Source organism: Halomonas qinghailakensis, assembly GCF_025820815.1.
GTDB lineage: Bacteria > Pseudomonadota > Gammaproteobacteria > Pseudomonadales > Halomonadaceae > Vreelandella > Vreelandella qaidamensis.
Genome location: NZ_CP096973.1, coordinates 1,225,755 through 1,248,439, shown reverse-complemented (window position 1 = coordinate 1,248,439; position 22,685 = coordinate 1,225,755). Strand labels below are relative to the sequence as shown.

Sequence of the window (22,685 nt, the reverse complement as noted above, 5' to 3'; positions counted from 1 at the left end):
GTAATTCTAGTGTCGATCGCGCAGACTCCTCTCTATGGAACCCGCCTGACGGGTAATGCAAATTTCCGAGGAGCCTGGAGATCGACCATGAGTCACTTCATAGATCGGCTGAATTTCTTCCGCAAGGCCCGCGAGCCCTTCGCCAACGAACACGGTGAACTGCGCAGCGAATCCCGCCAATGGGAAGATAGTTATCGTGCCCGCTGGCAGCACGACAAAGTGGTCCGCAGCACCCACGGTGTTAACTGCACCGGTTCGTGTAGCTGGAAAATTTACGTTAAAAACGGTCTGGTAACCTGGGAGACCCAGCAGACCGATTACCCCCGTACCCGCCCCGACCTGCCCAACCATGAGCCGCGTGGCTGCCCGCGCGGTGCCAGCTACTCCTGGTACATGTATAGCGCTAACCGTCTTAAGTACCCATTGGTTCGTAAGCCACTGCTGGCGCTATGGCGCGAAGCGCTTAAGGCACATCCCGACCCGGTCGATGCGTGGGCGTCGATTGTTGAAGACCCCGCCAAGACCAAGCAGTACAAGCGTGCTCGCGGCATGGGTGGCTTTGTGCGTGGTGACTGGGACGAGCTAAACGAGCTGGTGGCGGCTTCGAACGTTTACACCGCCAAACAGTATGGCCCTGACCGGATCATCGGCTTCTCGCCAATTCCCGCCATGTCGATGGTCAGCTATGCGGCTGGCAGCCGCTACCTGTCGTTGATCGGTGGCGTCTGCATGAGCTTCTATGACTGGTACTGCGACTTGCCGCCCGCGTCGCCCATGACCTGGGGCGAGCAGACCGACGTACCTGAATCTGCCGATTGGTATAACTCCGGCTACATCATCGCTTGGGGTTCCAACGTCCCTCAGACGCGTACCCCGGATGCCCACTTCTTTACCGAAGTGCGCTACAAAGGCACCAAAACCGTCTCGATTACGCCGGACTACGCTGAGGTCTCCAAGCTCACCGACGAGTGGCTCTCTGCCAAGCAGGGCACCGACGCCGCGCTAGCTATGGCCATGGGGCATGTCATTCTCAAAGAGTTCCACCTCGACAACCCCAGTGCCTACTTCACTGACTACGTGCGTCGCTATACCGATATGCCGTTCCTGGTGGAACTAGAAGCGCGTGCGGATGGCAGCTTCGCGCCGGGCCGCCAATTGCGGGCCAGTGATTTTGATGCCGCCCTGGGTCAGGAAAACAACCCTGAATGGAAAACCGTTGCCTGGGACGAAACCCGCGATCAGCTGGTAGTGCCGCGTGGCTCTATTGGTTTCCGCTGGGGTGAAACCGGTGATGAAATCGGTAAATGGAACCTGGAATCGCTGGATGCTGCGGGCACTGAGATCAAGCCGCTCCTCAGCTTAGCAGCTCACCACGATAGCGTTGCACGCGTGGCGTTCCCTTACTTCGGTGGCATTGAGCACGAGCACTTTGAGCACGTCAAAGGGTCTGGTGTTGGCGCTGCCGATGACCTGCTGTTCCACAATTTGCCCGCCAAACGTTTGAAGAAGGCGGATGGCAGCGAGATGCTGGCGGTCACCGTCTTTGACCTGATGTGTGCTAACTACGGCATCGACCGTGGCTTTGCCGGTGATGGCGAAGATGATGGCGCGACCTCGTTTGACCAGGTTCGTCCCTATACCCCCGCATGGCAGGAAAAAATCACCGGTGTTTCGGCAGAGCAGTGCACCCGTATTGCCCGTGAATTTGCTGACAACGCTAACAAAACCAACGGTCGTAGCATGATCATCGTCGGTGCCGGTATGAACCACTGGTACCACATGGACATGAACTACCGTGGTCTGATCAACATGCTGGTGATGTGTGGCTGTATTGGTCAGAGCGGTGGTGGTTGGGCCCACTACGTGGGTCAGGAAAAACTGCGCCCGCAGACTGGCTGGACGCCACTGGCCTTCGGCCTAGACTGGCAGCGCCCGCCGCGCCACATGAACTCTACCTCATTCTTCTATAACCACTCTTCCCAGTGGCGCTATGAAAAGCTTGAGATCAAAGAGATTCTTTCACCGTTAGCCAAGGCTGAGGATTACCCAGGCAGTTTGATCGACTTTAACGTGCGCGCTGAGCGTATGGGTTGGCTGCCGTCAGCACCTCAGTTGGACACTAACCCGCTACGCCTCGCCAAAAAAGCCGAAGCTGCGGGTATGTCTACCGCCGACTATGCGGTGCAGCAGCTCAAGAGCGGTGAACTACGCTTTGCAGCGGAAGATCCGGATGCGCCAGAGAACTTCCCGCGCAATATGTTCATTTGGCGCTCGAACCTACTGGGCAGCTCCGGTAAAGGCCACGAGTACATGCTCAAGTACCTGCTGGGTACTCGCCATGGCATTCAAGGCAAAGACTTGGGCGACTTCGGTGGTCAGAAGCCTGAAGAAGTCGTGTGGCGTGACGAAGCGCCAGAAGGCAAGCTCGACCTGCTGGTGACGCTGGACTTCCGCATGTCCACTACCTGCCTGTACTCGGATATCGTATTGCCCACGGCGACCTGGTACGAGAAGGACGACCTCAATACCTCTGATATGCACCCGTTTATCCACCCGCTGACCGCCGCCACTGATCCGGCGTGGGAATCGCGCAGCGACTGGGATATTTACAAGGGTATTGCTAAAGCGTTCTCTAAAGTGTGTGTCGGCCACCTGGGCGAGGAAACCGATCTGGTTACCCTGCCGATGCAGCACGACTCGCCAGGAGAGTTGGCTCAGCCAGCGGTGATGGACTGGAAAAAGGGCGAATGCGCGCCGATTCCTGGTAAAACCATGCCCTCGCTGATCGAAGTTAAGCGCAACTACCCCGAAACCTATGAGCGCTTTACCTCTGTAGGGCCGCTGCTGGAAAGTATTGGCAATGGCGGCAAGGGCATTGCCTGGAATACCGACGATGAAGTCGAGCTATTAGGAAAACTTAACCATCGCAAGCTGGATGGCCCGCATAAAGGGCGGCCGCTGATCGACAGTGCGATCGATGCCGCTGAAATGATTCTGACCCTCGCGCCGGAAACCAATGGTCAGGTGGCGGTAAAAGCCTGGGATGCGCTCTCCAAAATTACCGGGCGCGATCATACCCACCTGGCAACGCCGAAGCATGACGAGAAAATCCGTTTCCGCGACATCGTTGCTCAGCCACGCAAGATCATTTCCAGCCCCACCTGGTCGGGTCTTGAGGATGAACACGTCTCCTATAACGCGGGCTATACCAACGTCCATGAGCTCATTCCATGGCGCACCGTGAGCGGCCGTCAGCAGTTCTATCAAGATCATGCCTGGATGCGTGCTTTCGGCGAAAGCCTGCTGGTCTATCGTCCGCCTATCGATACCAAGGCGGCCAAAGGCTTCACGCTGCCTGCTGATAACGGCTTTAAGAGCAAGGCGCTGAATTTTATTACGCCGCACCAGAAGTGGGGCATCCACTCCACGTATTCCGACAACTTGATGATGTTGACACTTAACCGTGGTGGCCCGGTGGTGTGGCTGTCCGAGGCAGACGCTGCCTCGATTGATATTGAGGACAACGACTGGATCGAGGTTTATAACGCCAATGGCTCTATTGCGGCGCGGGCGGTAGTCAGCCAGCGCGTCAAAGACGGCATGGTGATGATGTATCACGCTCAGGAGCGCCAGGTAAACGTGCCCGGCTCTGAGATTACCGGCACCCGTGGCGGCATCCATAACTCGGTTACCCGGGTGTGCCCCAAGCCCACCCATATGATCGGTGGCTACGCGCAACTCTCTTACAGCTTTAATTACTACGGCACTGTCGGCTCTAACCGCGACGAGTTCGTGTTGGTACGCAAGATGAAACACGTTGACTGGCTGGATGGCGAAGGCAATGACAGCGTTCAGGAGGCCGTGAAATGAAGATTCGTTCCCAGGTAGGCATGGTCCTCAACTTAGATAAGTGTATCGGCTGCCACACGTGTTCGGTGACCTGTAAAAATGTCTGGACCAGCCGCGAAGGTATGGAGTACGCCTGGTTCAATAACGTTGAAACCAAACCCGGCATTGGCTACCCCAAAGAGTGGGAGAACCAAGCTAAATGGAAGGGCGGCTGGATGCGCCGTACCGATGGTCGGATTGAGCCACGCATCGGCGGCAAGTGGCGTGTATTGGCGAATATTTTCGCCAATCCTGATCTGCCCGATATGGACGACTACTACGAGCCGTTCACGTTCGATTACCAGCACCTGCATACCGCCAAAATCGGTGAGCATCAGCCGGTGGCACGCCCTCGTTCGCTGATTTCTGGCGAGCGTATGAAGAAGATCGAATGGGGTCCCAACTGGGAGGAGATCCTCGGTACTGAGTTCGCCAAACGACGTAAAGATGCCAACTTCGACAAGGTGCAGGCGGATATTTACGGCCAGTTTGAAAACACCTTCATGATGTATCTGCCGCGCTTATGCGAGCACTGTTTAAACCCCACCTGTGTAGCTTCGTGCCCAAGCGGTGCGATCTACAAGCGGGAAGAGGATGGCATTGTTCTGATCGACCAGGACAAGTGCCGCGGCTGGCGGATGTGTATTTCTGGCTGCCCCTATAAAAAGATCTACTACAACTGGAAAACCGGTAAGTCCGAGAAGTGCATCTTCTGCTATCCGCGTATTGAGGCGGGTCAGCCGACCATCTGCTCTGAGACCTGTGTCGGCCGCATTCGTTACCTGGGCGTGCTGCTGTATGACGCTGACCGTATTGAAGAAGTCGCCAGCTCGCCGGACGAGCGCGACCTTTACCATCGTCAGTGCGACATCTTCCTTGATCCCCATGATCCGGAAGTCATTGCCCAAGCGAAAAAAGATGGCATTCAGGACAACGTCATCAAAGCGGCTCAGGCATCGCCCGTCTACAAGATGGCTATTGACTGGGGGTTAGCGCTGCCGCTGCATCCTGAATACCGCACGCTGCCGATGGTGTGGTACGTGCCGCCGCTATCGCCGATTCAGTCTGCCGCTGAAGCCGGTCACGTAGAGTTCGACGGCATCCTGCCCAAGATTGAATCGCTACGTATTCCAGTGAAGTACCTGGCGAATTTATTGACCGCCGGTGAGGAAGAGCCGGTAGTGCTGGCGCTCAAGCGCTTAATGGCGATGCGCGTTTACATGCGCGGTAAGCATGTGGATGGCGCGCCGAATGCCGAGGTATTAGATGCGGTGGGGCTCAGCGTTGCTCAAGTGGAAGAGATGTATCGCTACTTGGCGATTGCCAACTACGAAGATCGTTTCGTTATTCCCACCAGCCACCGCGAAATGGCCACCGAAGCCTTCCCCGAACGGGGTGGTTGTGGCTTCACCTTTGGTGATGGTTGCCACGGCGAGAGCCAGCCGAACCTGTTTAATGGCCGTAAGCAGACCAGCGTTTTGGTGAAACCGGCAGAGGTCTTCGACCCGCAGCCCCAATTTGAGGAGACTCGTCATGACTGATGCTGCCATTCCAACGCCAGTCTCATCGGCCCCGCTAGAGGCAATGTTAGACGCACCGAGCGAGCCTTTGCAGGGCATGCGTAGCCTACGGGTACTTGCCCGCCTGCTCGACTATCCGACTCAAGCGCTGCAGGACGCCTGCGGCGAACTCATCGAAATTCTCAATGCTGAGCGCCGCCTGGGAGCGGCCCTCAAGTCCTCATTGATGGAGTGGTGCCAGCGCCTTCATGAAGGCGATCTGCTGGAGCTGCAGGCCGAGTACGTGGCGATGTTCGACAAAGGCCGCGCCACGTCTTTGCTGTTGTTCGAGCATGTGCACGGTGAATCCCGCGACCGTGGTCAAGCCATGGTGGATCTCATGGCTGAGTACAGCGCCGCTGGTTTTGAATTGGACGCACGGGAGCTACCCGATCATTTGCCGGTGTTTCTTGAATACCTTTCGATGTGTGACGACGCGGAGATTGGCCGCTGGCTGGGCGAAATACGTCATATCCTGGCGTTGCTTACCGCTCGGTTGGAAGAGCGGGGGTCTGATCACGCCCTGGTGCCGCTATCGCTCTTGGCGTTAGTGGGCGCTGAAGGCGATGTAGAAGAGCACCGTCTCCAGGTCAAAAAAGAAGCACCCGACAACACTCCCGAAGCGCTAGATGCAGTATGGGAAGAAGAAGCGGTGCGCTTCTCTGCTAGCTCAGACGAGGATTGTGCACTGCAGTCTGCCGAAGGCCGTCGTCTGGCCGAGCGCAAACATACGGTTCAGAGCCAGCCGGTACGCATCATGCCTGCTACCAACGCACACCATGCCAATCGTTAAAGGAGAATCATCATGTTAGACGCGATTGCGCTTTATCTAAATCACCTAATCTACGGTTACTACCCTTATCTGGTGGGTACGGTGTTTTTGATCGGCAGCCTAATGCGCTACGACCATGGTCAGTTCACGTGGAAGACCGGTTCTAGCCAAATGCTGTCATCAAAAAACATGCGTCTGGCTAGCAACCTGTTCCATATCGGCATCATCGTCATCTTCTTCGGCCATTTGGTCGGCATGCTGACGCCGCATTGGGTCTACGAGCCTTTCCTTCATGCTGGCACTAAGCAACTGCTGGCCATTGTGATCGGTGGTATTGCCGGCGCCATGTGTGTAGTGGGAGGCGCTATGTTGCTGTATCGCCGTATCGCTAATGCTCGGGTGCGCGCCTCTTCCAGTGTGATGGATACCGCCATCCTGGGGCTGATTGTTTTCCAGGCGTCATTAGGCATGGTCACCATTTTCTTCTCGTTGGGCCATATGGACGGTGAAATGATGGTCACGCTAGCCAGCTGGGCCCAGGCAATCGTCTTCTTCGGCGGCGGCGCTGCCAGCTATATGGAAGAGGTCTCTTGGATCTACAAGCTGCATATCTTCGTGGGCCTGACCATCATCCTGCTCTTCCCCTTCACCCGTCTGGTTCACGTCTGGAGCGTGCCGTTCGGTTATATCACCCGTCGGTACCAGCTGGTTCGCCGTCGCGGCTGAAAACTGGCCTGTGTTTGCCCAGGCGTAGAGGAGAAACAATATGCAGATGATTGATATTGAACAGCTACCGGGGGGCGTTACCCCACCGCCGGTGCGTGTCGGCAACGTCGCTATCGATGAAGAAACGATAGCGTTAGAAATGCAGTACCACCCCGCCGATACGGCGGGGGAGGCCCAGGTTCAGGCTGCCCGTGCCCTGGTGGTTAAAGAATTGCTGCGCCAACGCGCTATTGAACGAGGTTTGCTGTCAGCTGAAGACCACGCAGAAGCTCAAGAAGACGCTGCGATGGCTGCCTTGCTTGAACAGGAGCTACCGGTTCCTGAACCGGAAGAGGCCGATTGCCGACGCTTCTTTGATACCCATCGTGAGCGCTTTAGCGAACCATCCCAGCTGCGCGTTAGGCATATTCTGCTGGCAGCGGCGCCCGATGATTCACAAGGGCGCGACGATGCCTGCCAGCTGGGTGAGAAGCTGATTAAACAACTCACGGAGATCCCAGAACGTTTTGCTGAGTTTGCCCAACACCACTCCGCGTGCCCCTCGAAAGAGATGGATGGCGACTTGGGCTGGCTGGTGACGGGGCAGACCGTCCCAGAACTGGACCGAGCTTTACAACACTTACCCGAAGGGCTTCACGAGCGCCCCTTAGCTTCCCGTTATGGCTGGCACGTTGTCAGTATCGACGAGCGGCGTGAAGGGCGAGCGTTACCGTTTGAGCAGGTGGCTGACCGGGTACGTCATAGTTTGCGTGAGCAGGCGACCCGACGGGCGTTACGCCACTATTTGCTGGCGTTGGAAAGCGAGATCGGCGTCGAAGGCATTGTTCTGGATGACGATGCCGGCGGCAGTTTGATGCAATAGAAAAGCAAGAGGAGAGTGTGATGTCCCATGTGCCTGTCGATGCCCTTTTTAGCCCGCTTAACATCTCGGTGCTAACAATTTCTGATACCCGCGGGTTTGACGAGGATGGCAGCGGCGATTTGCTGGCTGCGCACCTGAGTGAATGTGGCCACAACTTAATGGAACGGCGCATCGTACCTGACGATATTTATCAGGTTCGCGCGGTAGTGTCGGAGTGGATCGCAAGGGCTGACACCCAGGTAATCCTGGTTAACGGCGGCACTGGCTTCACCCCCAGGGATACCACCCCAGAAGCGCTGACGCCGCTGTTTGATAAAGCCATTGACGGATATGGCGAGCTGTTTCGGCATTTCTCTTTGCAGACGATAGGAACGGCCACCATCCAATCGCGGGCGGTCGCAGGCGTTGCCAATCAAACGCTGATATTTGCGATGCCTGGCTCACCTAAAGCGTGCGCTATGGCGTGGGATAAAATTATCTCATTGCAATTGGATTCCCGTACTCGGCCCTGCAACTTTGCCGCGATGGTCCTACCTTTAGCGACGCCATGTAGCAGCCGTCATGCTACGCATAATGAGGCGGAGCGCGTATGAACTGTCAGTGTGGCGACATCGTAACGCCAGGATTGTTAGCGCTCTTTGAAGCACGCCAGCGGCTTATTGACGCTGCTACGCCACTTAACGGCGTAGAAACGGTTTCTCTTGAACAGGCGCCAGGGCGCGTGCTTGCTGAGGCAGTCGTTGCGCCTCTTGATATGCCTGGGGTCGACAATAGCGCGATGGATGGTTATGCGCTGCGCTTGGCTGACTACCCATCGGCTCGCCAGGGGGAAGGGTTGCCCATTGTTCAGCGCGTACCGGCCGGGGCAGGCGTGATGTTGCTTTCCCAAGGCGGCTGCGCGCGTATCTTTACCGGTGCACCGGTACCCGTTGGTGCCGATGTTGTGGTGCCGCAGGAGCGCGTCACGCTTGATCATCACGGGCATATTCATATCGAAGGCACGTTGGCTATGGGCGCTAATATTCGCCGCCAGGGCGAAGAAACCCGTGAGGGTGACCTGCTACTGGCAGTAGGCGAGTACCTCACCCCGGCATCGATTGCGCTGTTGGCAAGTCACGGAATAAGTGACGTTACTGTTAAACGACGTTTGCGTGTGGCACTACTCTCCACCGGCGATGAGCTGATCGCCCCTGGTGCCCGACGATCGCCTGGGCAGGTCTTCGACAGCAACCGGGCAATGCTCAAGGCACTGCTAGCGCAGGCGCAGTGTGAGGTAATTGATCTTGGCGTCATTGCGGATTCGCCCGCGCCGCTACATCAGGCGTTTGATGATGCACAGCACGCTGCAGACGTGCTGATGTGTACGGGGGGAGTGTCGGTAGGCGAAGAAGACCACGTTCGGCCCGTTATCGAACAGCGTGGTGGGCTGCATTTTCATGGTGTCGCGATGAAGCCAGGCAAGCCCTTTGCGTTTGGCTATTTAGGTGCCGATCCTTTAGCAGCTACCCCACTAATCGCGTTACCTGGCAATCCCGTCGCTTCGTTGGTTGGTTGGCAACTATTGGCATTACCGTTTGTTCACGCCATGCAGGGCAGAAAAGTAGCGGCGTTGCAGTGTTACCCAATAAAAGCCGGTTTTGCCCAGCGCGGCCCCCGGGGGCGGTGCGAGTTATTGCGCGTGGTGGTGGACGGTAGTAGCGGGGAACCTGTCGCGACATTAGCGGGTGGGCAGGGGTCGCATATGCTCACTGCCGCCAGCCAAGCCGACGGCTATCTGATGATTAACCCCGACACAGAGGTAACGGAAGGGAGTACCTACCACTATTACCCCATTAATCAGTTCGCCGCGTGAGCTTTGCTACCGTCTGCGGCGGCTGAGGTTGTTTGCTTGCTTATTCAAGGAGAGGGCATGTCGTTACGTCAAAAACCGCGCACCTTGGTCTATGCCTGCTCTGGCTGCTCTGATGTTGCGCAACTGGCCAATAGTGTTGCACTGCGCCTTGATCATGCGGGGGAAGCGGAAATGTCCTGCATTGCAGGCGTTGGCGGCGGGGTGCCCGGTCTTGTACGAACTGCCCAAAGTGGACGACCGATCATAGCGATTGATGGCTGTCAGATGCACTGCGCTAGCCATTGTCTGGCGAATGCAGGGGTGTCGCCCACCAAACATGTGAAGCTTTACGAGAGTGGCCTTCGCAAGCGACGCGGCCAGTTTTATGACGAGCAAATAATCGACGACGTCACCGCAGAGGTGCAAGCACTGATTGCTCGGTTCCCCGTTAATGCCAACGCCCACGTAGAGGAGCCTAAAAAATGAGTACGTTAGTCGATGGGTTTGGCCGCACGGTAAGCTATCTTCGCCTATCGGTGACTGATCGCTGTGACTTTCGCTGCGTTTATTGTATGGCGGAGGAGATGACCTTTCTACCCCGTGCCAAACTGCTCACCCTGGAGGAGTTAGCGACCCTTTCTCAAGCGTTTGTCGAGCTGGGGGTAGAGAAAATCCGCCTAACCGGGGGGGAGCCACTGGTACGTAAGGGCATACTCACACTAGTCGAAAAGCTGGGCGAGCTTGAAGGCTTGCATGAGCTAGCCATGACCACCAACGGTTCAGGGCTGGTAAAACATGCTGGAGCGTTGCGCCAAGGTGGGCTCGATCGGGTCAACATCAGCCTCGACTCACTCAAACCCGAGCGCTTTAAGGCGTTAACCCGGACGGGAAATCTGAACCACGTCATCGACGGTATCCGAGCAGCCCGCGAGGCAGGGTTCAGATCCATCAAGCTCAATGCCGTATTGCTGAAGGGGCGCAATGACGATGAAATTCTAGATCTCGTCAATTTCGCACGTGATGAAGAAGTGGATATTAGCTTTATTGAGGAGATGTCGCTGGGCGCAATTAGCGAGCATCATCGCGGCGAAACCTATCTTTCCAGCGATGTAGTACGCGAGACGATCGAACAGCACTACCCGCTCCTGCCGACCACTGAAACGACCCTGGGGCCCTCCCGTTACTATCGCATGCCGGGTAGTTCGTCGCGCATTGGGTTTATTTCTCCCCATAGCCATAATTTTTGTGGCACCTGTAATCGGGTGCGGGTGACAGCGGAAGGGCGTCTGCTGCTTTGCTTAGGTAATGAGCACTCGGTAGACTTGCGCGCCATCATGCGCCGCTATCCGGGCGACACCCAGCGCCTAAAAGCGACCATTGTGGCGGCGATGACGAAGAAGCCTGAGCGTCATCACTTTACGACTGATGGTGACGTTCAAATAGTGAGATTTATGAATGCCACCGGTGGCTAGGGTCGCCTGGCCCGCCTTCCATCTTCCTTGTGTGCTAACCCGCTTTCCTGTGTGCTAACCCGCTTTCCTGTGTGCTAACCCGCTACTCACCGCAACGTCTCCGCCCTTCCTTGTCAGCCCTTCATGACGCTTGATTCGACTGCTCCTGTTTAGAGTGCTAACAATATTATACTTTAGAGTGGTTTTTCATAAAAATTTTGCTATTTCAATTCGTTAAGTTGTTAAGGTGCCCTGTTACTGGGCAAGATCAGTTAATAGGCGTTTTAGTTGCGTATACATGGTAGTGTCATTTATATCTACGGCAGCTTAGGTGGGACGAAAGCGGCTTGCTTGTACAGCGATCGACGTTAATGCTGTTTATTACGCATCACCAGAATTAATAACGTTGATATTAATTATTACTATAAAAATAAACGGGCAGTCAGCTTATTCATGCTATTCAATGTTTTGTCTGATCCCCAAGCGCTCAATGCCATTCAGGGCAAGCACGATATTCTGCTTGTTTTTATTTCATGGTTAGTCGCATTGGCGGCATCTTATGCAGGTTTGGATACCATCAAACTGGTACGCAAGGTGACTCATTCACTTTGGCGTAGCGTATGGCTGTTTGCAGGTGCCAGTGCCATGGGGTTAGGCGTCTGGAGCATGCACTTTATTGGTATGCACGCCTATCAGCTTGATTTTCCAGTGACTCATGCGCCAGTAGCTACTCTACTTTCGATACTACCCGCTATTTTAGGTAGCCTGAGTGCTATGGTGGTGCTTTCTCGTCCTGCACCTTCCCATCATTCTTTATGGTTGGCGGGGGTGGGGTTAGGGATGGGTATTGGGGCGATGCATTATAGCGGCATGGCTGCGATGCGCATGCCGGCCGAGCTGTATTACTCTTTGAATCTCTTCTTAATATCACTACTTGTTGCGGTTGTGTTGGGTATGGCAAGCGTCTATGTATACAGGCTTTGCCAGCAGGAGTGGGGCATACAGCGTTCAAGGCGCTGCGCTTTCATTGCAGCGCTTTGTGTCTCTATTGCAGTGAGCGGAATGCACTACGTAGCCATGCAAGCTGCTTGGTACGTACCGGATGGCCGTGTCTTAGTGTTGCCCATGCACTCGCACTCTCGGTGGCTTATTTATCTTATCGGTGTCGTGGCGGTATTAACCGCACTACTCACCCTGGTAGCAACCGGGGTTCAGCGCCGTCTGCATGCTAGTCAGCGCCATGAATATATGACGCAAACGCGGCTGCTAGAGGTAATATCTGCCCTTCAAGATAGCGTCGTTTTGCTTGATAACCGGGCACGCGTACGCTTGTGTAATGCAGCCTTCGAGCGGTTGGTAGGTAGTACTACTAATCAGTTGGTAGGAGCATCAATTGCGCATCTTAACTACGCTCAAGATAGTCAAACACTGAACGTGGAGATTCGCCAAGCGCTTGAGAAGCATGGCGAATGGAGTGGGATGATTAAGGCGATACGGGCTAATGGTCTAGGGTTTCCCGCTTGGCTGAGCGTTACGTGTGTGAACTATGCTGATAGCAATGAGCGTGATTATGTGGCGCTTCTTAGCGACCGCTCAGAAGAGCAACAGGCAGAGCAGCGTATACGCTATCTTGCCTACCATGACATGCTGACAGAACTGCCCAACAGGCGAGCTTTGCAGGCGCGGATTGAAGAGCTTGGTGCTGCTGAAAAAGCCGTTCATCAACAAGCATTTTTAGCGCTGCTGGATATTGACCGCTTTAAACTGCTGAATGACAGTTTAGGCCAAGATATTGGTGATGAGTTGCTGCGTCAATTGAGCAAGCGACTTCAGCAGTGGGCAGAGAAGGGGCTATACGCCGCGCGGTTAGATGGTAACGAGTTTGCTTTATTGGGGGCATGTTCAACCAACGATGGCGCTATCGCCCAGAGTGAAGTCTGCTCTCTAATAGATAAGGTGCTGGCCTCGTTGACCGCCGACTATGACCTACAGGGGCATACCTACCCTTGTAAGCTTAATGTAGGTGTACTGATTTTTAACCCCGTTAAGCGTGAGGGCAGCGCCCCCCTGTTTAAGCGAGCAGATCTTGCTCTCCTGGTAGCGAAACGTCTTCGTGACAGTCAGCCGCAGTTCTTTCGTGCGGAGCAGGAGCGAGAACTTGAAGAGCGTCTGATGATGGAGCGTGAGTTACGTTTTGCAATCGAGAATGATGAGTTATGTCTGCATCTACAGCCGCAAGTGAACGGTCAGCATGACGTCATTGGGGCCGAGGCCTTGCTGCGGTGGCAACACCCTCAGCGGGGGTTGGTGTCACCCGGTCATTTTATCGCGTTGGCCGAGGAGACCGGACTGATCTTGCCCCTAGGAGAGTGGGTGCTGAAAGAGGGCTGCCGCTTGCTAGGCAAATGGCATCAAGACGCGCAATTACAGCACTTGAAGCTTTCATTGAATGTTAGCGCGCGCCAATTCCAGCAGCCTGACTTTACTGACCAGGTGTTATCTATCATCGAGCAATATGATGCGCCACCAGCGCGGTTAACGCTGGAGTTGACCGAGTCGCTCCTGCTGATTGACCCAGAGGGGACGATCAATAAAATGCAGCAGCTACAGCGCATGGGTGTCAGCTTTGCATTAGATGACTTTGGCACGGGATACTCATCACTCTCTTATCTAAAACTTCTACCGCTGGATACGCTGAAAATCGATATCGCTTTTGTCAGGGATTTAACCCTTAATAGGCAGGCGAGACCAATTGCTGGGACGATAATTACATTGGCAGAAAGCCTAGGGTTGGGAGTAATTGCAGAAGGTGTAGAAACAGAAGATCAGCGCTTAGTGCTAGCCAACTTGGGGTGTCATGTTTATCAGGGTTTTCTATTCGGCCGTCCCACTCCTGTGGATGTATTTACAAATACATTAACGCGCCCGCTAACCCGCTTTTTAGATTAGTGTTCTTGAAGCTTGTTTACTAATGTTTTTTCTGTGTAGCGCTTTACTCTTAGATTTGAAACATGACCACTTTGTTTCTGCCATCTCGCTTGCCGACGTAAAGCATTTGATCTGCCTGTTTGATCAGCGACTCAAGTGTGGTCTTTTCGTTATGCGCCACTGCAATACCAATGGTGATGCTCAAGCACAGTTCACTCATACCTTCCTTTAGCGGTAGCTCGGCAACCTGCTTTTTTAATTGCTCCGCCACCATTTGAGCATCCTCAGGTCCTGTGTTGGGTAAGGCCATCACAAATTCTTCACCCCCGAAGCGCCCGATCACATCCATAGGGCGAAGAGACTGCGAGCACACTTCTGCAATTTTAGTCAGTACCCAGTCGCCATGGCTGTGGCCCCAGGTATCGTTGATCTTTTTGAAATGATCGACGTCGATCATGAAGAGACTGAACGGCATGTTTTCATGTTGCGAGCGGTGTAACAACGCGGTAGCTAGCTTAATAAAATGGCCTCTATTATTGAGTCCCGTTAAAGCATCGCGCTCAGCGAGTGTGCGCAACTGGGTTTCCAGGGATTTTCGGTGGGCTATTTCCTTGAGCAACTTGCAGTTTTGATGGCGCTCTTCGTGAAGTAGCGAAAACTGCTTGCGCTGGAGGCTCTCTAAGCGCAGTAGAGCAAAGAAGCCCACCGCATTGGCCATAATCAGCAAAAGTGCGATACGAAGCGTGGTCATGGGTGTGATGTCTGCAAATAACACCGCAGAGACGATAAAGCCTGCACTTAAATAGAGGCTTGCAAGTGTTACTACTTTCAGCAAATTGGGAATTAAGAGATAGAAAGCCATGGTAGCTACTACCACCGCTGTTGTCTGAGTAGACAGGCTATCGGGACGTAAGGGAACGATTAAAATAATGCCTGTTGCCAATACCCATAGTGGTAAAGCGTGTAACCAAGCGCTGTCTGCATAACCTCCCCAACGATAAATGATTAAAGCCAGCGACAGGCATAAAACCACCACCACACACCGCATGGCGACCAACAGATAATATTCTTTGGTTAAGCCAAGCAGGCTGTAGTCAGAGATAGAAAACATACCAAAGATACAGGCTGCAACAATTAATGAAAGGCAGGCTTCAAACTGTACCCTTGAGGTGATGGATCTTTGGTAAGTTACTTCTTTGCTATCTTCGCAAAACTGGCCAGTCAGCCAATGTACTTGATCTGGCGTCGGTCTTGATGCCAAGGCTCGGACTCCCTTTATAGAAAGCGATTTCTTCAGAATTCGCCCCGCGTTTTGCTGATAAGGGGTCGTCTGAAACCGTCTATGGTAATTTGCTGCTTCGTCTAAATTAACCTGCTTCCATCGGGAAATAACAGTATTTCAGTGGTTGGTTTCATGGTTTCCCCAAAATAGTGACAGCCCCTGACCCCAGTGTAGCTCCTGGCAATCATTTGGTGGTGAAACTCGGCTCTATGCCTATGAGATAAAGCGATGAAAAAGTGTGATTGGTTTGTATAAAGTTATTGGTAACCACTAGAACGATCTTTATGCCCTCACATTGTTAGGTGTGGCATAGAAAAAGTACGTTTAATGAATTACTTAAGATTTGAAGAAGAGGCCTAGGTAAGTCTGGCTTGTTAGGGGCGCATCAAATTTTCCAGTTCATCCGCTCGTTGGGTAGTTTCGTTGAGCAAGCATGAATTGGCGCTGATGCGTGCCATTGTTCCTCCTTCTGGGTCGGCATAGAAACCACAATTAGCTTCTTTGTATGTAATCCATGCCCGTTGGGCGGTGAGCAACTGGTCGCGCCGTTCACTGCTCAACTGGCGACGAAGCTGCTGGTAGTTGTCATTGAGCCTCTGATCTTGATGCTCATATTCGTTCGATATGCAGGTGACCATATCGAGCGTGCTAATGGCTTGCTGCATACACACCTCATACGAGTGCGATTTTTCGTTACTGACTGCGACAGTGCTCACTAGTAGTAGTGTCGCGATGAGTAGGGGGCGACGGATGTCTAGACATTGCATAGCACTATTTATCTCTTTTGATGATGGAGTGTGTTTATGGCTAGAAGAGAGCGTTATCTTTAACAGCCACAAGACGCTTGAGGAATGAAAGGCTCAGCGCTTTGCTGCGGACGACGGTTCAGTGAAAGACGTCGGCTGGATTAATCCCACAGCTTCTATTATTAAAATAGCCAATTATTCTGAGGCTGGTACATAGTTATTTTGAGGCTGGTGCATAGTTTAGTGATCAACAGGCACGCCATCGGCGCAGCTTTAGGGCAAAAAAGAAAAATGAATGGGGTGGGGAATAAAATGGGGTGGGGAATAAATCGCCTGACGGTCGTTAGAAGAAATTGTTCATAAAATAGAGAAAGCTAATGTATTGCATGCTCGTCACAAATGTGTCGCGGGGAATTAGCAGGCAAACAAACACGAAAAAGGCAGATCAGTAAGTAACTGATCTGCCTTTCAAAATATTGGTAGCGGGGACCGGATTTGAACCGATGACCTTCGGGTTATGAGCCCGACGAGCTACCAGACTGCTCCACCCCGCATCAACGTGCTGCGTATTCTACGCATATTTGGCGCGAAGTCAACCCCATGCATAAAACGCTTCTATGCTTGCTTGCGACTTTCATCGTGCTGCAACATTGTCATAGTAAAGCTATGCTTCCAATAGGGATAAAAAAAAGCTTACTGTCAGTGTGTCGTCATATTAACAATACGATGCGCTGTGAATACTAAAGCGCTACGGCGCTTATTTAGAAGGGTTTGTGACACCACGCTAGTGCTCAGTGTCCAAGCTTTTCGTCATGTCAGGGAGGTAGTCAATGGCTAATCAAGTCCCCGTCGCCTGGGTAACCGGTGGAACTGGTGGAATCGGAACGTCAATTTGTCATTCGTTGGCGGATGCGGGTTATTTGGTGGTGGCGGGATATCATAATCCCGAAAAAGCCAAAACCTGGCTGGAAGCTCAGAAAGCCGCCGGTTATGACAACATTGCGTTATCGGGTGTTGATCTTTCCGACCATAATGCCTGCTTGGAAGGCGCCCGCGAGATTCATGAAAAGCATGGGCCGATCAGTGTGTTGGTCAACTGTGCTGGTATTACTCGTGATGGAACTATGAAGAAGATGTCCTATGAGCAGTGGCATCAAGTAATTGATACCAACCTTAATAGCGTCTTCAATACATGCCGCAGTGTGATTGAGATGATGCTGGAGCAAGGTTATGGGCGCATCATCAATATTTCTTCTATAAATGGGCGTAAAGGTCAGTTTGGGCAGGTGAACTATGCAGCTGCTAAAGCGGGCATGCATGGGTTAACCATGTCGTTGGCGCAAGAAACTGCAACCAAAGGCATTACCGTCAATACGGTATCGCCTGGTTATATTGCGACCGATATGATTATGAAAATTCCTGAGCAGGTGCGTGAAGCCATTCGTGAAACCATTCCAGTGAAGCGTTATGGCACGCCAGAGGAAATCGGTCGGCTGGTAACGTTCCTGGCAGATAAAGAGTCTGGCTTTATTACCGGCGCTAATATTGACATTAACGGTGGTCAATTCATGGGCTAAACCGCCCTGGGCTATGACGCTGTTTTCTTCACAAGAGTTGTATTTAAAGGGGAGGCTGATCGCCTCCCGTTAACGTCTTTGGGTGATAAGAAGCTATGGGTGAGGCACCCTTGCGAGGTGATTAAACAGGTGATTAAACTCCTCTGCTTCTTTACGCCACAGTGGGTCAGGCATCGGGCCTAGTGCCATTAGTGACGCTAATATATCTATAATCTCATCCGAGCGGTTGCGTTCGTTATTGATTCCCTCATTTAACCGCTCTACTTGAATAGCCAACCTGAGTGGTTCATCACGCTGTTTGACACTGCCAAGTGCCAGCAGTGACAAGTGCACTCTTAAACGCGCCAGGCTATCTTCCAATTCGGCATGTTTTTCGGCCGATAGGGGGATTGAGGTGGTTAGCCGTGCATGATTGCGCTGTTGATGTGCCTCCGTAAAGATAGTGGGCAGCCCCTCGCTCAATACTTCTTTGGCATCAATTGCGTGTGGCTGTTCGCCAGCCAGCGCTTGTTGATCAGCAGCAAGATGGGCATTTATCAGCGGTAACGCGGTTTGCCATTGTTGCACGGTATGGGCAATTTCCAGACGGCTTAAACGTTCACGCTTGGCTCTTATAATACCGCTGAGACGGCGCTGCATGCCGTCACTGCGCCGGTTACGCGGCAACGGTTCAAGCTGGCTAATGCTGTTGAGGTAGGTGTCAAGGATCGCAGACTCTTTAGCTTGGGTCGGCTGCCAGCTATCCATTTCGTCAATCAGTATTTGCAGTTGATCAAGTGTTTGCTGCTGTCGCGCTGCCTGCTCATGCTTGTGGGCGTCACGCTGAGCAAATAACTGGTCGCAGGTATGGCGGAAGGCTTTCCATAGAGCTTGTTCTTCGCCTTTAGGGGCGCGGCCTAGTGCACGCCACTGCTGCTGTAGCTGTTTTGTATGCGTAATGCGGGCAGCCAAGGGCTGCTCGGTGTCGTCTAGTAAGCGTTTCGCTTGTTCGATAAGCAGGCGCTTTTGGCTAGCGATCTGTTCCGCTCGCTGGTCAATCAGCGCTTGAAGACGATGACGAATGGCGCCAAAGCGACGGCCAACGGTTTCTGACTGATCTCGCGGCACCGGGGAGTAGTGGCGCCACTGATGGCGGGCTTTGTCTCGGATTTCGCGCAATATGTCAGGGTCGGCATCTTCTGCGGGCTGATCAAGCAGTGTTTCAAGCTGTTCGCACAGCGCTTCACGGCCTTTAAGGTTGGCGTCACGCTCTTGATTCAGCTGTTCTCGCCAGGAAGCCAGTCGTTCATGAATGCGATCAGAGGCTGCGCGAAAGCGTGCCGACTGTTCGCGGTTAGCAGCGGCGTCGCCGAGGGATTTCCACTCTTTTACCAACTGGCGATGATGGCGATCTAAAGCAGCTTCCGCCATGTGGTGATCGTCAGCCAGTGCTTCAATACTCGCGCAGAGCTGCTCGCGTTTAGGGCCGGCCACAAAGCCGCGCCAATCACGCAGTTCTGCTAACCGTGCGCTTAGCTGTTTCACGCGTGCTTTTAGCGGCTTGGCTTCTTCACCCGTTAGTTCCTCAACCGATGGCTTGAGACGTTGATAGAGGCGGCTGGCGCTCTTGAAGGCGCCGCGTTCTAGCAAGTGCTCAAAATTGTCCACGTCGGCGCTGAGCGCATTAAGTGTCGCGGCTGGACTGGGCTTGCTAGCGTCGTCAGCAACTTTTAATGCTTTTGCATGTGTCAGTAGTGCCGGCGGCGTTAAGTGCTTAGGCCAAGCGCACTGCTTGACGTACTTGGCAACGGCTGCATTATCCTGATTGGCAATGGCTGTTTCTATGTCTGAGCTAACGGCCTGCCAGCGCTGCCATGCTTCCATGCACGCTTCGTAGCGTTTCAGTGCGTTACTATAGCGTTGCTGGGTGGTGTCGCCTGGTGGGTGTTGGTCTGATAGGGATTGCCAGCGTTGGCTTAATAGTTGGCGCTGCGCCCGCAAACTATCGATATCTTGAACCGTGAGTTGTTCTGCGTGGGTTAGTCCTTCTAACGTTTCTTCAATGCCTTCTAGCAATTGGTCACGGGTACGCTCGATCTCTTCACGATGAGCAATACTCTGTAGGCGCGCTTGTTCTTGTGTCTCATGATGGTGCAGTGTTTTTCGACAGCTGAGTAATGCTTGATGGAAGCGCTGCTCCTGATCCACGCTAGGCGGATGAGAAAGACGCTGCCATTCCCGCTCTAAATGACGGAAACGGCCGCCATACAAGGGTTCCCAAGGTGCTCTGGCGTGCTGCTCAAGCTGGGCGAGCAGATGTTCTCGCTGTGCCTGCTGTTCCGCTAGCCACTCCGCATCATTGCGCAACTGGGTGAGCTTTTCTCGTGCGTGACGAATGACTTGACGGTCACGCCGTGCTTCCTTTAGCAGTTTTTTGAGGTTCTCCTCACTTTCTATACGTTGGGCCGCTTGATGGCGCACTGCGGCCACGCCATTATGGCAGGCTTGATGAACAAGGTCGTTCTCATCGGTTAATTGTTCTAATGCGGTGAGCCGCAGATTGAGATTATCTCCCTGAAGCGCTATTGCGTTAAGCAGGCGTGGCTCCGATAGTTCTGCCACGATGGCCTGCCGTTTTTGCAGATCGGTGTGTCCCTGAGTGCCGCATAGGCGCTGGCAAATAGCATTAAACCAAGCCTCATCTTGATGATGCTTCGGCAGCGCGTTGACGAGCTCCGTTAAGTCATCAAGGGCCAGTAGGGCAGCAAGTTGGATAGTGCTGTCGTTATCCTGCGCTAGTTGTTTTAGCGCGAGTTGCTGTTCTGGTTGTTGCGGGTCAAGCTGGTCGAGTGCCTTGAGACGCACCTCGGGATCTGGGTGTTGCCACCGAGGAGCGAACAGGCGTCTTAACAGTCCGTGCATGGATCATCCTGCAGAGAGGCGCGTAACGTGAAAAAAATGAACTGCCGATGACAGATAGTTGCAGTCATCGGCGCTGTCGCTTAGCTTTGCTGTAGGCACTGTGATGGTTAATACTTCTTCACAGCGCCTAGCGCGAGATTGCGCTACCTTTATCTTACCTGAACATGACATGGAGTTCGGCCATGAGCCTCAACGCCAATAGTGCCGACATTGCCTTCACCTTTAAAGGTGGCATGCTGCCAATGACCGTCATGGAATTGAGCAGCGCTGACCCAGAGCATATACGGTGTCAGCTAGCTGGCAAGTTGTCACAATCTCCCGCCTTCTTTCAGCATACACCGGTTGTGCTAAGCGTGGAAAAACTCGATGAACCTCACTTAGCGCTTGAGCGCATTTGTGCGGTGTGTCGCGACCACAAATTGCTTCCCGTTGCGGTACGGGGCGGTGCGGAGCCAGTACGTCAATCTGCTTGGGCATTAGGGCTTGGTTGGTTTGCCCCCGTTGAAGAGGGGCGAAATAGGGTGTTGGAGAGCGTTGGTTCTTCAGCAGACCCCAGTGCCTCAGTAGGAAAAAAAGCGCCGTCTGTTGAGCAAGATGCCAGCGGGGCGATAGCAACACGCTTATTTCGTGGAACAGTTCGCTCTGGCCAGCAAGTAAGTGCGTCAGAGGGGGACCTGGTGGTGATCGGCGCAGTCAATGCGGGAGCTGAAGTATTGGCGGCCGGTAGTATTCACGTTTATGGTGCGCTCCGTGGCCGTGCTTTAGCGGGTATCCACGGCAATACCCACGCGGGCATCTATTGCCGAGAGCTAGAAGCAGAGCTTCTTTCAGTGGCAGGTAACTATAAACGCTTAGAAGACATCGACTCTCAGTTACTTGGTCGTGCGGTTGAAGTGCATTTTGCTAAAGAGCAGTTGGAAATCAAGCCGCTGGGATAGCCCGAACGCATGAGTATGGATTGATGCTTCATGCCTAGCGACGTCGCAAGCGCTATACGTTACAGTGTTGTGTTGTTGACATTGATGTTTCCGTTGTGCGTGAAGCGACCCTTGAAACGCGCTCGCGATGAACGACTTCAAGAAGGAAGTGACTCTTGGCCAAAATTATTGTAGTGACCTCCGGCAAAGGGGGGGTTGGTAAAACCACCAGTGCTGCTGCCATTTCAACAGGACTTGCCCTGCGTGGTAAAAAAACCGTGGTTATTGATTTCGATGTCGGTTTGCGAAATCTTGATCTGATCATGGGGTGCGAGCGCCGCGTTGTTTATGACTTAGTGAATGTCATTCAGGGCGAAGCCGGTCTTAATCAGGCACTGATACGCGATAAACGCGTTGAAAACCTATTTATTCTGCCCGCCTCGCAGACCCGTGATAAAGACGCACTAACACAAGACGGTGTTGAGCGAATACTGGAACAGCTCAAGCAAGATTTTGACTTTATCTTGTGCGACTCCCCGGCGGGTATTGAGCGAGGCGCGCAGCTCGCCATGTATTTTGCCGATGAGGCGATTGTGGTGACCAATCCTGAGGTTTCCTCAGTACGTGACTCTGACCGTATTTTAGGATTGCTTGGTTCCAAGACGCGGCGCGCTGAACAAAGTTTGGACCCTGTTAAAGAACATCTGCTTATTACCCGTTATAACCCTTCCCGTGTTACCTCGGGGGATATGTTAACGCTTGATGATATTCGTGAAATTCTTGCCATTGACTTGCTCGGACTGATTCCTGAATCCGAAGCGGTACTGCGTGCATCGAATCAGGGGGTGCCCGTGACCCATGATGATTCGAGCGATGCTGGGCAAGCATATCTCGATACTGTCTCGCGATTGTTAGGGGAGGAAATGCCATTACGTTTCCATGAAATGCAGCGTAAAGGCTTGCTAAGCCGCATGTTTGGGGGTAGTCGTCGATGAAACTGCTGGAGTTCTTGAAGCGTGAGCGCAAGAAATCCGCCTCGGTGGCCAAAGAACGATTACAAATCATCGTGGCGCATCAGCGTAGTCAGCGTGGTCAGCCTGACTATATGCCGCTGCTTGAGCGCGAACTGCTAGAAGTTATTCGTCGTTATGTCCATGTTGATGACGACGCAATTCAAATTTCGCTTGATAGTGAAGATAATTGCTCAGTGTTGGAGCTAAACGTAACGCTGCCGAAAAGCTGATC

The 22,685-nt window shown here is 53.3% G+C and carries 17 protein-coding genes and 1 tRNA gene; 14 read left to right on the top strand and 4 right to left on the bottom strand.

The features are described from left to right. The first annotated feature begins 87 nt into the window (after positions 1-87). The 10 genes from M0220_RS05800 to M0220_RS05755 all read left to right on the top strand — a co-directional run bounded on the left by M0220_RS05800 (position 88) and on the right by M0220_RS05755 (position 14,038). The gene (locus M0220_RS05800; RefSeq protein ID WP_030074553.1) at positions 88-3,870 is read left to right on the top strand and encodes a nitrate reductase subunit alpha; all 3,783 of its coding nucleotides are present in this window, start codon (positions 88-90) and stop codon (positions 3,868-3,870) included. Further along, complete coding sequence (narH, locus tag M0220_RS05795; RefSeq protein ID WP_030074550.1) at positions 3,867-5,429, top strand: nitrate reductase subunit beta; 1,563 nt, start codon at positions 3,867-3,869, stop codon at positions 5,427-5,429. Before M0220_RS05800 ends, narH begins: the two co-directional genes overlap by 4 nt. Beyond that, entirely contained in the window at positions 5,422-6,240 is an 819-nt protein-coding gene (gene narJ / locus M0220_RS05790) for a nitrate reductase molybdenum cofactor assembly chaperone (RefSeq protein ID WP_264018929.1), read from the top strand. The genes narH and narJ overlap by 8 nt, the downstream gene beginning before the upstream one ends. Before the next feature lie 12 nt (positions 6,241-6,252). Further along, entirely contained in the window at positions 6,253-6,945 is a 693-nt protein-coding gene (narI, locus tag M0220_RS05785; protein WP_030074546.1) for a respiratory nitrate reductase subunit gamma, read from the top strand. A 40-nt stretch (positions 6,946-6,985) separates the two neighbouring features. Beyond that, entirely contained in the window at positions 6,986-7,807 is an 822-nt protein-coding gene (locus M0220_RS05780; RefSeq protein WP_030074544.1) for a peptidylprolyl isomerase, read from the top strand. A 20-nt stretch (positions 7,808-7,827) separates the two neighbouring features. Continuing rightward, positions 7,828-8,400 carry a molybdenum cofactor biosynthesis protein B gene (gene moaB / locus M0220_RS05775; protein WP_030074542.1) on the top strand — a complete coding sequence of 191 codons (573 nt, stop codon included), beginning with the start codon at positions 7,828-7,830 and terminating at the stop codon, positions 8,398-8,400. Beyond that, complete coding sequence (locus M0220_RS05770) at positions 8,397-9,659, top strand: molybdopterin molybdotransferase MoeA (RefSeq protein WP_264018928.1); 1,263 nt, start codon at positions 8,397-8,399, stop codon at positions 9,657-9,659. Before moaB ends, M0220_RS05770 begins: the two co-directional genes overlap by 4 nt. Positions 9,660-9,716: 57 nt before the next feature. Continuing rightward, the gene (locus M0220_RS05765) at positions 9,717-10,124 is read left to right on the top strand and encodes a putative zinc-binding protein (RefSeq protein ID WP_030074536.1); all 408 of its coding nucleotides are present in this window, start codon (positions 9,717-9,719) and stop codon (positions 10,122-10,124) included. Beyond that, positions 10,121-11,110, top strand: coding sequence for a GTP 3',8-cyclase MoaA (moaA, locus tag M0220_RS05760; RefSeq protein ID WP_264018927.1), 990 nt, complete (start codon positions 10,121-10,123; stop codon positions 11,108-11,110). Before M0220_RS05765 ends, moaA begins: the two co-directional genes overlap by 4 nt. A gap of 432 nt (positions 11,111-11,542) precedes the next feature. Continuing rightward, positions 11,543-14,038, top strand: coding sequence for a bifunctional diguanylate cyclase/phosphodiesterase (locus tag M0220_RS05755; protein ID WP_264018926.1), 2,496 nt, complete (start codon positions 11,543-11,545; stop codon positions 14,036-14,038). A gap of 49 nt (positions 14,039-14,087) precedes the next feature. Here the strand turns inward: M0220_RS05755 and M0220_RS05750 are convergent, their stop codons facing one another. The 3 genes from M0220_RS05750 to M0220_RS05740 form a co-directional block, all read right to left on the bottom strand. After that, positions 14,088-15,278 (bottom strand): GGDEF domain-containing protein, encoded by a 1,191-nt coding sequence (locus M0220_RS05750; protein WP_264018925.1) that lies wholly within the window; start codon positions 15,276-15,278, stop codon positions 14,088-14,090. 395 nt (positions 15,279-15,673) lie between these two features. Continuing rightward, positions 15,674-15,964 carry a lysozyme inhibitor LprI family protein gene (locus M0220_RS05745; RefSeq protein ID WP_264018924.1) on the bottom strand — a complete coding sequence of 97 codons (291 nt, stop codon included), beginning with the start codon at positions 15,962-15,964 and terminating at the stop codon, positions 15,674-15,676. 558 nt (positions 15,965-16,522) lie between these two features. Next, positions 16,523-16,599 (bottom strand) — tRNA-Met (locus M0220_RS05740). 276 nt (positions 16,600-16,875) lie between these two features. Between M0220_RS05740 and phbB the strand changes: the two genes are divergently transcribed. Further along, positions 16,876-17,622 (top strand): acetoacetyl-CoA reductase, encoded by a 747-nt coding sequence (gene phbB, locus M0220_RS05735; protein WP_030074446.1) that lies wholly within the window; start codon positions 16,876-16,878, stop codon positions 17,620-17,622. A 93-nt stretch (positions 17,623-17,715) separates the two neighbouring features. Here the strand turns inward: phbB and M0220_RS05730 are convergent, their stop codons facing one another. Further along, complete coding sequence (locus M0220_RS05730) at positions 17,716-20,523, bottom strand: DUF349 domain-containing protein (protein WP_264018923.1); 2,808 nt, start codon at positions 20,521-20,523, stop codon at positions 17,716-17,718. 182 nt (positions 20,524-20,705) lie between these two features. Here M0220_RS05730 and minC point away from each other — a divergent pair, with 182 nt between their 5' ends. From minC to minE, 3 genes are all read left to right on the top strand, one after another. After that, on the top strand, positions 20,706-21,461 hold the full coding sequence (minC, locus tag M0220_RS05725) for a septum site-determining protein MinC (RefSeq protein WP_030074444.1): 756 nt from the start codon (positions 20,706-20,708) through the stop codon (positions 21,459-21,461). A gap of 155 nt (positions 21,462-21,616) precedes the next feature. Next, positions 21,617-22,435: a septum site-determining protein MinD gene (minD, locus tag M0220_RS05720; protein WP_030074442.1), complete on the top strand. Its 819-nt coding sequence runs from the start codon at positions 21,617-21,619 to the stop codon at positions 22,433-22,435. Beyond that, entirely contained in the window at positions 22,432-22,683 is a 252-nt protein-coding gene (minE, locus tag M0220_RS05715; RefSeq protein WP_016915987.1) for a cell division topological specificity factor MinE, read from the top strand. Before minD ends, minE begins: the two co-directional genes overlap by 4 nt. Positions 22,684-22,685 lie beyond the last annotated feature (2 nt).

Excerpts from the sequence above, each read along its gene's own strand:
- M0220_RS05800 (WP_030074553.1), top strand. The coding sequence starts at position 88 with ATGAGTCACTTCATAGATCGGCTGAATTTCTTCCGCAAGGCCCGCGAG.
- narH (WP_030074550.1), top strand. The coding sequence starts at position 3,867 with ATGAAGATTCGTTCCCAGGTAGGCATGGTCCTCAACTTAGATAAGTGT.
- narJ (WP_264018929.1), top strand. The coding sequence starts at position 5,422 with ATGACTGATGCTGCCATTCCAACGCCAGTCTCATCGGCCCCGCTAGAG.
- narI (WP_030074546.1), top strand. The coding sequence starts at position 6,253 with ATGTTAGACGCGATTGCGCTTTATCTAAATCACCTAATCTACGGTTAC.
- M0220_RS05780 (WP_030074544.1), top strand. The coding sequence starts at position 6,986 with ATGCAGATGATTGATATTGAACAGCTACCGGGGGGCGTTACCCCACCG.
- moaB (WP_030074542.1), top strand. The coding sequence starts at position 7,828 with ATGTCCCATGTGCCTGTCGATGCCCTTTTTAGCCCGCTTAACATCTCG.
- M0220_RS05770 (WP_264018928.1), top strand. The coding sequence starts at position 8,397 with ATGAACTGTCAGTGTGGCGACATCGTAACGCCAGGATTGTTAGCGCTC.
- M0220_RS05765 (WP_030074536.1), top strand. The coding sequence starts at position 9,717 with ATGTCGTTACGTCAAAAACCGCGCACCTTGGTCTATGCCTGCTCTGGC.
- moaA (WP_264018927.1), top strand. The coding sequence starts at position 10,121 with ATGAGTACGTTAGTCGATGGGTTTGGCCGCACGGTAAGCTATCTTCGC.
- M0220_RS05755 (WP_264018926.1), top strand. The coding sequence starts at position 11,543 with ATGCTATTCAATGTTTTGTCTGATCCCCAAGCGCTCAATGCCATTCAG.
- M0220_RS05745 (WP_264018924.1), bottom strand. The coding sequence starts at position 15,964 with ATGCAGCAAGCCATTAGCACGCTCGATATGGTCACCTGCATATCGAAC.
- phbB (WP_030074446.1), top strand. The coding sequence starts at position 16,876 with ATGGCTAATCAAGTCCCCGTCGCCTGGGTAACCGGTGGAACTGGTGGA.
- M0220_RS05730 (WP_264018923.1), bottom strand. The coding sequence starts at position 20,523 with ATGCACGGACTGTTAAGACGCCTGTTCGCTCCTCGGTGGCAACACCCA.
- minC (WP_030074444.1), top strand. The coding sequence starts at position 20,706 with ATGAGCCTCAACGCCAATAGTGCCGACATTGCCTTCACCTTTAAAGGT.
- minE (WP_016915987.1), top strand. The coding sequence starts at position 22,432 with ATGAAACTGCTGGAGTTCTTGAAGCGTGAGCGCAAGAAATCCGCCTCG.